The organism is Geofilum rhodophaeum (assembly GCF_002210225.1).
GTDB classification, from domain to species: Bacteria; Bacteroidota; Bacteroidia; order Bacteroidales; family Marinilabiliaceae; genus Geofilum; species Geofilum rhodophaeum.
Genome location: NZ_MWUJ01000002.1, coordinates 1 through 11556, shown reverse-complemented (window position 1 = coordinate 11556; position 11556 = coordinate 1). Strand labels below are relative to the sequence as shown.

13 protein-coding genes are annotated in these 11556 nt (G+C 36.1%); 12 read left to right on the top strand and 1 reads right to left on the bottom strand.

Going from position 1 to position 11556, the window contains the following annotated elements; genetic code table 11:
- Positions 1–294 precede the first annotated feature (294 nt).
- From B4W65_RS17710 to B4W65_RS02470, 4 genes are all read left to right on the top strand, one after another.
- Positions 295–531, top strand: coding sequence for a metallophosphoesterase (locus tag B4W65_RS17710; RefSeq protein WP_088653547.1), 237 nt, complete (start codon positions 295–297; stop codon positions 529–531).
- A 41-nt stretch (positions 532–572) separates the two neighbouring features.
- Positions 573–1055, top strand: coding sequence for a metallophosphoesterase (locus B4W65_RS17630; RefSeq protein ID WP_158522756.1), 483 nt, complete (start codon positions 573–575; stop codon positions 1053–1055).
- Positions 1056–1229: 174 nt separating this feature from the next.
- Positions 1230–1994: a metallophosphoesterase gene (locus tag B4W65_RS02475; protein ID WP_088653545.1), complete on the top strand. Its 765-nt coding sequence runs from the start codon at positions 1230–1232 to the stop codon at positions 1992–1994.
- Between the two features lie 198 nt (positions 1995–2192).
- A complete protein-coding gene (locus B4W65_RS02470; protein ID WP_146697688.1) occupies positions 2193–3152 on the top strand; it encodes a hypothetical protein in 960 nt (319 codons plus the stop codon).
- Positions 3153–3240: 88 nt separating this feature from the next.
- Here B4W65_RS02470 and B4W65_RS02465 read toward each other — a convergent pair whose 3' ends face one another.
- A complete protein-coding gene (locus tag B4W65_RS02465; protein WP_088653543.1) occupies positions 3241–3495 on the bottom strand; it encodes a hypothetical protein in 255 nt (84 codons plus the stop codon).
- Positions 3496–3560: 65 nt separating this feature from the next.
- Here B4W65_RS02465 and B4W65_RS02460 point away from each other — a divergent pair, with 65 nt between their 5' ends.
- The 8 genes from B4W65_RS02460 to B4W65_RS02420 all read left to right on the top strand — a co-directional run.
- Positions 3561–3812 (top strand): hypothetical protein, encoded by a 252-nt coding sequence (locus B4W65_RS02460; protein WP_088653542.1) that lies wholly within the window; start codon positions 3561–3563, stop codon positions 3810–3812.
- 25 nt (positions 3813–3837) lie between these two features.
- Entirely contained in the window at positions 3838–4077 is a 240-nt protein-coding gene (locus B4W65_RS02455; protein WP_088653541.1) for a hypothetical protein, read from the top strand.
- Between the two features lie 4 nt (positions 4078–4081).
- Positions 4082–4783, top strand: coding sequence for a Fic family protein (locus B4W65_RS02450; RefSeq protein ID WP_088653540.1), 702 nt, complete (start codon positions 4082–4084; stop codon positions 4781–4783).
- Positions 4784–5934: 1151 nt separating this feature from the next.
- On the top strand, positions 5935–9108 hold the full coding sequence (locus B4W65_RS02440; RefSeq protein ID WP_088653538.1) for a type ISP restriction/modification enzyme: 3174 nt from the start codon (positions 5935–5937) through the stop codon (positions 9106–9108).
- Positions 9109–9231: 123 nt separating this feature from the next.
- Entirely contained in the window at positions 9232–9774 is a 543-nt protein-coding gene (locus tag B4W65_RS02435; protein WP_088653537.1) for a hypothetical protein, read from the top strand.
- 437 nt (positions 9775–10211) lie between these two features.
- Positions 10212–10514, top strand: coding sequence for a type II toxin-antitoxin system HigB family toxin (locus B4W65_RS02430; protein WP_088653536.1), 303 nt, complete (start codon positions 10212–10214; stop codon positions 10512–10514).
- 124 nt (positions 10515–10638) lie between these two features.
- Positions 10639–11007, top strand: coding sequence for a helix-turn-helix domain-containing protein (locus B4W65_RS02425; protein WP_088653535.1), 369 nt, complete (start codon positions 10639–10641; stop codon positions 11005–11007).
- Between the two features lie 158 nt (positions 11008–11165).
- Positions 11166–11556: transposase (locus B4W65_RS02420; RefSeq protein ID WP_205741202.1), on the top strand; the 391-nt coding region annotated here is incomplete at its 3' end.

Below are 11556 nucleotides of genomic sequence, written 5' to 3'. Positions count from 1 at the left end.
TTGCAAAGTTACTTTAAATAATTAATACAGCAAAACTATAATCTATTAAGCGAATGATTAATAGCCAGTACATAAAATTCTTACCGCAACAATTAGAAATTGATATTGTGGTAAGTTAAATTGATATGTTTTTTCATTGCCGAACATAGATGGAATGCAATTGAAATGGTTATATGAAGAAAAGAATCAAATAAGAAAAGAATCTTTTTCTTCACCGTAAACCCAACAAACATAAGCAACTCGTAATTTTTTTTGTATATTTAATACTTTAATCCAACACTGTTTTTACACCTTATGAAGGTTCAATACTGCTCTGATTTACACCTCGAATTTTTTCAAAATGCAAAGTTTTTGAATGAAAACCCCATCAAACCTGTTGGTGACATTCTGGTTCTGGCCGGTGACATCATCTATTGGGAGCAAGAGAATTTTAAGCATTGGTTCTTTGATTACATTTCTGACAATTTTAAGGAAGTTTACTACATTCCGGGAAACCATGAGTTTTATTCAGGAAAGAAGTGCAGATTTTAGACAGTCCAGTATTTGAGCCATTGAGGGAAAATGTCTTTCTAGTGAATAACAAGGTAATCAATATCGAAGGTGTTGATTTCTTTTTCACCCTGTTTTGGTCACATATTCCCGTTAATGAAGAAATAATTATTGAACGAAAGATTAATGACTTTTACAAAATAAGGCATAAGGGAAAGAAGTTAAGAAGTCCTGACTTCAATATGCTACATGAAGAAAGCCTTAACTTCTTAAACCAGGAAAGCAAAAGGTCTACTGCAGACCAAAAGGTTGTAGTCACACATCATATTCCAACACAGCTTTGTAATCTGGATCAATTCAAAGACTCACAAATTAATGCCGCCTTTGTCTCTGAGAATTATGATTTTATTGCAGACAATAATATTAATTACTGGATTTATGGTCACCACCATATCAATATGCCCGAAATTGAATTCAACGGGACAAAATTGGTGACCAATCAATTGGGATATGTACATATGGGGGAGTATTTAAGTTTTAGGGATACCGCTGTGTTTGAGATTTAGGGTTAATTGCGAATTTCCCTAAAGTAGGAAAAGGGAAAAGAATTAAAGAAGAAAAAGATTTTTTAATCATAGAAGAAAAGTGTTTTTTTTCTTCTTCACACCCTAACAAACTCAGGCTATTCGCATAAAAATAAGTATCTTTAATCATGTTATCTTAAACCGTTTTCGCGACTTATGAAAATCCAATATTGTTCCGATTTGCATCTCGAATTTGCTCAAAACGCACTGTTTTTACACAAAAATTCCATAAAGCCGATTGCCGACACCTTAATTCTGGCAGGAGATATTACTCTATGGGGCCAAAAGCATTTTGGGCATTGGTTTTTCGACTATGTTTCCAAGCATTGGGAAAAGGTTTACTATATACCAGGCAACCACGAGTTCTATTCAGGAAAGGATCTCAGGATATTAGATCAACCAGTTAAAGAAGCTATTCGCGACAACGTGTTCCTTGTAAATAACCAAGTGGTCTCCGTTGAAAATTGTGACCTATTCCTAACCGCATTTTGGTCACACATCCCGGACAATAAAAGTTTGCTGATTGAAGCCCATGTCAGCGATTTCCGTCTTATAAAATACCGAGGAAAGCCACTTAAGGCAAAAGACTTCAACAAGCTGCATGCCCAAAGCATAGACTTTTTAAGCACAAGCATTCCGGAATCAAAGGCCATACACAAGATTGTTGTCAGTCATCATGTCCCCAGCCAAATCGTCAATCCGGAGATATACCGAAATTCTGACATCAACCCCGCCTTCGTATCAGAGCAAAGGGATCTCATAATGGAACTTCAACCCGACTACTGGGTTTATGGCCACCACCATGCCAATATGCCCGAAACTGCCATTGAAAGAACCAAATTGGTAACTAATCAACTTGGCTATGTTCAAATGGCCGAACACCACCAGTACCGACACTATGCCTGTATTGATTTGGGTTAAACCTGGACCTTCCCCAGACCTTTGGAAAAACTCATATCAATTAAAAGAAAAAAACTTTTAACTTAGTAAGCTCTTTGGTATTACAACATTTGTATTTTGACATAATACTTCTAAACACAATAGCCGCATTTACAATGTTAGAGCCAATGCTAAAAAACGCATAGTGTGGAGTTTTATTTCAAAAATAAATTTCAAAAAATGGCTGGATTTGATGACCTATTAAATAATATTCGACTAATCCAAAATGCTACAAAACAAATGGGATTGTCTACACAGTTGACTGAGATGTTTAAGGCGCAACAATTGTGGAAAAAGAATCTTACAGATATGTGCATGTATTCTGAGATTCTTAAAGGTCTTAACCAACAAAACCGTATAAATCAGACTCGATTTACAGGAATTGATGCAATGGCTAGATCATTAAATGCATCTTTAGCTAAATTTGCGATTCCTAGTTCCACATTAAATGCAATAAGTTTAATCAATAAACAAAATGATTTAGTTTTTGAAAATTTCAGAAATGCTCTTAGTGCTTATAGATATCATCCCTTATTCTCTCAATTAAGTAGTTTAGAGTTAGCATTAAATGGGATATCTGGTCAATTGGCAGCTATAGCTGCTGTAAATAAAAAATGGAATCTGATTGAAGAGTTTGAAGGGTTTAGTGCTGAAGCGTCAGCCATTGGAATCAATATTTCAAATAACCAGCATGTAACTAAGGAAGATCTTCAGAATCTCTATAATTTAGTCGAGAAAATTGATACAAAGTATGATGATAAGGATAAGACCTTTAAAGCAAAAGCGCTGCTATGGTTAAATATTATCATCATGATAATGACTATCCACATGTACATTGATTTTGTAGTTACAAAATCTAAGACGATAAGCAAAGACGATATTGTAATTTTAAAGAAAGAGATTTTCCAAAAAATTGAGACTAGACTTAAAGAACAAAACGAATATAGGACGACTAATCGAATTTGTAAAGTTTATGCAAAACCCAATGGTAAAAGAGTATTAAAATGTCTTCCTGTAGATTTTGATGTAATAGTAATACAGGTTAACCATAAGTGGGTATATGTTAGTTATATCAATCAAACAGACAATTTACCTGAGACTGGATGGGTATTAAAAAAGTATCTGAGTAAACCGAAGTAATCAAACAGTATGATAAATAATTAAAAAAGTACAGGCAATAATGACATAAAAAGAGATTTTTCAACTATCCGATGTGCGGTGATAAAAATTAACCCATTCTCCTAAATGGTGGAATTTGCCGGACTTTTGTCAACTCTCGAGTGTCAATGTTAATGGCCACAATGAACCGGTCACCGTTGGGATGTTCCTCAATCATCAGGTTGTTATCCTTCATTGTCTCCGGATAATCCTCATCACAATAAACAATCGGAAATCCTGCAGCTAAATCTCTTTTTGCTGCAAATTCGTCGGCTGTTGGGTCGTTTAAAAGATATTCCATTGTCTTATCTTCGTAGTGTTCCATTGCTCATTTATTTTTTTCAAATTGAAAAGCTAAGATAATATTTTCATTTTTGTAAATTCGATACAATGAAACCAATAGAGACTGAAGAACAGTATCTTGTCTGTTTAAGGCGATTAGAGGAGAACTTTCAGGTAAATCCGAATTTCTTACCAGGCGGAGATCCCCTGATTGCTGAAATGGACGAAATTGCTGCTTTGGTGAGAGAATATGAGGAGACCCACTATCCTATAAAATCCAATTGGTGGGTGGCGTTGAATGTCTTTCTCTTTGATGTTAAATACCAGTTCCGAAGACTCTGGAACAAATTTCAACATTAGAAGCCCAACACCTAGAAATAACATTATGAATTTTACCGAACAAGAATATAACATAGCTTGCAAGCGTCTGGAAGAGATTATTGATCTGGTTGATGATGAAGCACCAGAGGATGATCCATTGTGGCAAGAATTGGTATATGTTTCAAGAATTATTGGGGCATACGAAGAAGAACATTATCCTATTGGCTTACCCACTAAGCTTGAATTACTAAAGCTTAGAATGACAGAATTATTGCAAAAGGCTCTCTCAGGATTCAAGCGATAATGTTATGGAGGCAATCTTTACTTCGATTCAAAGGGAAAAGGCAAAATTCATTCTAAATCATGATTGGGCGAAGTTTTCTGAATTAAGTTCAACTGAGATTAAAAAACTAGGCGTTATATGGAGTTACTATTCTGCTAAAATTGAAGGGAATGCATACACCTATTCTGAAACTGAAGCTCTACTGATTGATGGCGTTACCTCCATCAGAAAGTTTGCAGATGCTCAAATGCTTTTTAATCTGCACAATTCTTTTTCGTCATTGATCCCATTCATTCGGAGTAGAGAGCCACTTGATCTGAACGAAACATCAATTAAAGACATACACTCTGAAATAACCAATGGGTTGGTTGAGAACAATGAAAGAGGATGTTTTAGACGAAGATTGGTTGCAATTACTGGTACAGACTATGTGCCACCGGAGGAGGAACATCAAATTAAAGAAGAAATTGCAAGGATTATTAAAGAGCAGAAGGAGTATTCAGATCCATTGGAGAAAGCCGTGTTCTTACATTGCAACCTGGCACGACTCCAACCTTTTATTGATGGGAATAAGCGAACAGCCAGGATGGTTGAAAGCCTGGTTCTAATGAAGAATAATATTGTACCAATTTATTCTACCAAAGATGAAGATTTCGTGCGTTATAGAGATGGTCTTCTTAAATTCCTTATGAGATTGATAGATACAATACAATGTGCAGAGCTCTAAATTTACCTAAATGGCAGCAAGATAGCAGAGATGATAAACATAGGTATAAGGGCAGAAAGATTGCATTTATGAATGAACTAACTCAATTTTGTAAAGTGAATAACAAGTTTCTTGATAATAAAATTAAGGATGATATTTGGATTCAAATACAATATCATCCCAACCCATTTAACTTTGATTTTCAAATTGCGTATGAAAATGCGACAAATCCGAATAGGGTGTAAATGCTTAAATTAAAGACGCATTGCCCACTTTTCACACTTTTTAACACAAATTAACACGCAGGGGTCACTTAAAGGTTTAGTTTTGTATGTGGGTGATACGCCCTATATTAATTAAGAAACCCCACAAAGAAAGTGCGAATTTCTTCATGGGGCATAAGAGGAGCTAAAGTGCTCAAGGACTACCGAGCTTTCGTTTTTAACGACTGCTTTTTACTCTGAAGGGTGAGGGACCCTATAGCAAGACAAATAAAATTATCTTTGCTATCACCTGAAGCAATCTAACTACTTCAGGTGAAATCTCAATAGTGATTTTCATTGATCTAATCTAAGAGATGAAACGCCTCGGAACGTTTCATCTCTTTTTGTTATTCATAAATAGTTCCTTTTTCATTATTATACGGAATATTCTATTTTTCCTGAATGCAAGATACTTAGACTATACTTTTCGGACAAATATAATTTATCAACAATAACAAAAGTTGTCCATTTTGAATGTTTAACGTTCTGTCTATTAACGATTTGAGATAGTATTAACACCCAAAAAGTTTTCCATAAAGAAAACTTTTCTCAAAAAGAAACAGTCTATTTGCTTGGTAATCAACACTTTTATGTTCCCGTTGTGTGGAAACTTATTAACAATTATCCACCATTCCCTCAAATAAGGAATCTCCCGGTGCCGTAAAATGGGTCAAGAATATCCATTACAGATGTGGTTTATTTCAAAGATAATGTAAGCTCTCTGATTCTTCTCAAAATAGAATTCATTTTGAGGCCAAGAAACTACCTGGTCCACCTAATGGATCAATACCTGAAACGTTTATCTGTTGCGGTACCCACATTTCTATTTAAATTGCTACTTTTATTGTCAATGATAGAGCAGTTGGATCTTCCTTCATCTGGTTAGTATTAACTTTCGAATTTGAAATAATGACAATAGAGCAATACATTGATAACATTAACAAACGTTTCAAATTAGGAAATGCGACTGAACACACTTTTAGGGGTGACTTACAACAGCTTTTGGAAAGCTCCATGCCGACTATTAGAGCAACCAATGAACCGAAAAGGCAGAGTTGCGGTGCACCTGATTATATACTCACCAAAAATGACATCCCTGTAGGTTTTATTGAGGCAAAGGACTTGGGTGATGGTGACCTGGCAGGAGCTAAGAAAACAGGAAATAAGGAGCAGTTTGATCGCTATAAGGCAGCTCTTCCCAATATTATCTTTACTGATTACATTGACTTTCATTTTTACCGTAATGGAGAGTTTACTACCAAGGTATCCATTGGTGAATTGACAGGGAAGGGAGTAGTACCACTACCTGGTAATTTCCATCAGTTTGAAGCGCTTCTAAAGGACTTCTCCTTCTATGAGGGCCAGACCATAAAGAGTCCTAAAACACTCGCTATGATGATGGCTGACAAGGCTCGACTTCTAGCTGATATAATAGAAAAAGCCTTAACCAGCGATGAGGAGAACCAGGAGAACAGTAGTCTTCAGGATCAGATGAATGCCTTCAAAAGCATATTAATCCATGATATTACCCCCAAGGGATTTGCCGATGTGTATGCCCAGACCATTGCCTACGGAATGTTCGCTGCAAGGCTTTACGATACTTCCCTTGATACTTTCAGCAGACAGGAAGCTGCTACCCTAATTCCAAAATCGAATCCTTTCCTCCGGAAGCTATTTCAATATATTGCCGGGTATGATCTTGATGAACGAATCAACTGGATAGTAGATTCTCTTGCTGATATGTTTAGATCTGCTGATATTGCTACCATCCTCAAAAACTTTGGAAAGTCCACAAAACAGCACGATCCTATTATTCATTTTTATGAAACCTTCCTTGGTGAATATGATCCTAAGCTCCGGAGGTCAAGAGGAGTTTGGTACACTCCGGAACCGGTCGTTGATTTTATCGTTCGTGCTGTGGATGACATTCTGAAAGATGAATTTGACCTTCCGATGGGATTAGCTGATACGAGTAAAACCAAAATTCAGGTAGATGCTCAAGGAAAGAAGAAGATTGATCAGGAAGTTCACCGGGTTCAGATTTTAGATCCAGCAACTGGAACTGGCACCTTCCTTGCAGCTGTAATAAAGCAAATTCATAAGAGTTTTGAAGGTCAGGGAGGTTTATGGAACAATTACGTCGAAGAGCATTTGATACCAAGGCTGAATGGTTTTGAGATACTTATGGCTTCATATTCCATGGCTCACTTGAAGCTTGACATGCTGCTTTCCGAGACCGGTTTCAAATCATCCAAAGATCAGCGGTTCCGTGTGTTTTTAACAAATAGCCTAGAGGAGCATCACCCTAATACAGGAGAGTTATGGGCAACAGTTCTGGCAAATGAAGCAAATGCAGCTAACTATATAAAAAGGGATACACCAGTAATGTGTGTCATTGGAAATCCTCCCTATAGTGGTATTTCTTCAAATAATGGACCATGGATTAGCAGACTCATTGATGATTATAAATATGTTGATGGTGTTCATTTTAATGAACGTAAACATTGGCTGAACGATGATTATGTGAAATTCTTACGTTACGGTCAACACTTCATTGAGAAAAAACGCAGTGGTGTTTTAGCGTTCATCAATCCTCACGGTTTTTTAGATAATCCAACTTTTAGAGGTATGCGTTGGAATTTGCTGAAAACGTATGATAAAATTTACACGATTGATCTTCACGGAAACACTAAAAAAAATGAAACAGCCCCAGATGGAAGTGCAGATGTAAATGTTTTTGATATACAACAAGGCGTTTCTGTCAATATTTTCATAAAGACTGGGAAAAAGAAGCAAAACCAATTAGCAAAGGTCTTCCACTTCGACTTGTTTGGTAAACGCGAAGCCAAATATGATTTCCTTTATTCTAATTCAATTAAGTCAACGAAATTCAAGGAATTAAACCCTCAAAAGCCAAATCTCTTCTTTGTGCCGAAAAACGATACAGGTGATACCAATTACTACAACGGAATCAATGTTTATCAAATTTTTAAAATGAATAGCACGGGAATACAAACATCTCGTGATAGTCTTGTCATAGATTTTGATAAAAAAGCACTTCTCAAACGAATAAATCTTTTCTGTGATACTTCTAAATCTGATGATGAAATAAGAAATATGTTTTTTCAAAATAAAAAAACTGACAAGTATAAAAAAGGAGATACCCGTGGTTGGAAAATCGAATCAGTAAGAAAGAAATTGATAAGTGAGGATTTAGAAAGTCAAATTGTAAAATTAAGCTATAGGCCATTCGATAAGCGTTATTTATTCTACTCTGATTCAATGGTAGATTGGACGAGGCGAAATGTAATGCAACATATTGAGTCAAGAGATAATGTTTGCTTACTTATTCCCCGTCAATTGGCTGAAGATTCATTTCATCACATTTTAGTCGAGAATACTATTTCAGAAATGTGCGTAATATCAAACAAGACGAAAGAACAAAATGTTGTTTTCCCTTTATATCGTTATCCTGAAACAAACGGACAACACACCAATGAGCTAACAATAGAAAGAACACCAAACCTAAACACAGAAATTGTAAAGCAGATTGCTGAAAAATTGGGATTAACGTTTATAAACGAGAAAGATGATACTGATGGAACCTTTGCTCCAATTGACATCCTTGATTACATCTATGGAGTTCTTCACTCTCCCTCGTACAGGGAAAAGTATAAGGAGTTTCTGAAAATCGATTTCCCTCGTGTGCCATATCCAAAAGATGCTGACCAGTTCTGGAAGTTTGTTCAGCTCGGAGGAGAGTTAAGACAAATCCACCTTCTGGAAAGTCCTATTGTAGAAAAACGTATTACCACCTATCCAAATTCCGGCACTAATGAAGTTGAGAAGCCGGTATACGAAGACGGCAATGTGTGGATTAACAAAGAACAGTATTTTGATGGTGTACCAGAGGTTGCCTGGAGCTTCTATATCGGCGGTTACCAACCGGCTCAAAAATGGCTTAAAGACCGTAAAGGCCGGGTTCTTAATTTCGAGGACATTCTCCACTATCAGAAAATCATTGTTGCCCTTTCGGAAACAGACCGGCTGATGAAAGAGATTGACAAAATTGAGTCTGGTTAGATAATAAGCACGTTTAATAAAATTAGGTTTCAATCTTTGAAGAGGATTAAATGGAATATGGACCGGTTACGGGGGTGTTAGCAACAAGCATAATTGACGATACATTAATATAATCAAGAAAAAATGAAATTGAAAATTGGGATCCTATTTATTATTCTGGGGAGTTTTTGTCTTGCTAACTCGCAGACAGTAATGTCTTACAAAGATTCTGGAAGCACTATTGAATTTTTTGAATCCTTACTTGGGAATTCTAAAGAGTATGTGAAAAAAGCTTTCGAGGCTTCCGATTATATCGAAACAGATTCACCTTCTGATAATATTGTTTTATTCAAGCATAAGATGTTTGTGTTTTCTATTGCATTATCTTTTGATAATAATAGATGCAGTTCAATTATATGGAATAAATTGCTTTTTGATGAAGCTTATAGTGAAGCAATTAATTTTGGAATGTATCAAACGGACAAGTCAGGTATCGCCATAAATGATGAGGGTTTTAAGCGCCAAACATATTACTATCATCCAGAATTAGATTTAGTCTACATAATAAATTTAGAAGGTGCTGGTAAAGCAAATTATACTTTAGGCTTGAATAGGGCTAAGAATGTAAGTAGTTATTTAATGACTAGAGAAAAATACTATAAGCAGAAAATTGAAAGGGAAAAATAATTTGCAAGAAACAGTTCTGATCTTATGAAGGATTAATGTCACATGATAGTGGCCATTGAAATGATTCGTAAATTGAATCAAAAATATCTTTCTATACTTGTTTGGACTTTAGCCAATCCTTTTTGTTTGTAGAAGTGGTGCAGCCCTTATTTCCTTTTTGGGTTTTGAAGCCGGAATAGATGCGTTTACTGGGGTGCATGCGTTGGAACGATTTTTAAAATTTGAAACTCAAGGTGAAAGCCTTGAGTTTTTTATTGAAAATTCTGATTCCTCATAAGGGGAAGAATAAAACTGTTGAACAATTAATGTGCTACATACCAAAAGTTTTTTAAATTTCTAAAGCTTTTTGTTGACACCTTGTCAACTTTTCTTTATCTTTGTGTTGATATATATTAATAGTAACCTAAAATTCGACATCATGAAAAACTTAAAAGAGCATGCATATTTTTAGTAGAACGACGTTGCTCCGGTTTAGTGAGCAACATTCAGATTTAAGTGGCCAGTTTATTGCTTGGTACAAACAAATTGAAAAGACTCAATGGAAGACACTCAATGAAATCAAAGAGAAGTTTCCAAGGTCTAGCATTCTGAAGAATTCCAGAATGGTTTTTAGGATTAAAAGCTACCGATTGGTAGTAGAATTTATGTTTGAGGCCCAACGAGGCTTTATTAAATGGATTGGCACTCATGATGAATATGATAAAATTGATGCCAACACCATAGACAGGTCAAAGCCATAGAGCTTTTTTTTCGATGTAAATTTATCAGCAGAAGCCTTCCCTCCAAGTAGGGAGGGCTGACTCTGCAACACATATATACAATTTGTAAACATTAATTTTTAGAACCACTTTTAGGGGTTTATTTATGCAAATCAAAATTTTAAAAACAGAGGAAGAATATTTTCAAGCCCTAGATCGACTTGAAGAAATTTTTCAAGCAAAGCCAGGAACTCCCGAAGGGGATGAAGCAGAGCTTTTGAGTCTTGTTATACGTAAGTATGACGAAGCAAATTTTCCTTTACCGGAAACAGATCCAATTGAAGCCATCGAATTTATGATGGAACAACAAGACATTAAACCAAAGGATCTGGTTGGAATAATAGGAGATAAGACCCTTGTGTCAAAAGTTTTAAACCGCAAAAGAAAGCTAACCATTGATATGATTAGAAGATTGAATGAAAAGTTGAATCTGCCTTTTGACGTTCTTTTAAAGGATTATTCCCTATTATGTTAGCATAATTCAAAATTCTATTTCATTATAATCAAACCCAAGGTGAAAACTTTGGGTTTTTTTGTACCTTAAAGGATTGTCTTGCCATTTCCTAGAGACTGTAAACTAAACTGTGTCAAATGAAGTAAAAAAAATATTACATTTACACAGAAATTAGCTTTATGGAAAATTTTGATTACAAGGCCATGGAAGCCTTAGCGCTGGAACAATTAAAATCCGGCAAACCGTTATTAGGCAAAGGCGGAGCTTTTGCTCCCCTGTTGGAGAAACTCCTTAATGCCGCTCTGGAAGGAGAAATGGACGCCCATATGGATTCAGAAGAACGCTCATTGGGCAATCGTCGCAACGGTTACACGAGCAAACAGGTTCAAACCGGGATGGGCGAAGTAACCGTACACACGCCTCGCGACCGGGATTCGCGATTCGAGCCCGAGTTCATAAAAAAACGTGAGCGTATTTTGGCGGACAGTGTTTCCGACCGCATCATCGGCTTATACGCCTTGGGCAACAGTACACGGGAGATAAGTGACTGGATGGAGGAGAACCTGGGTA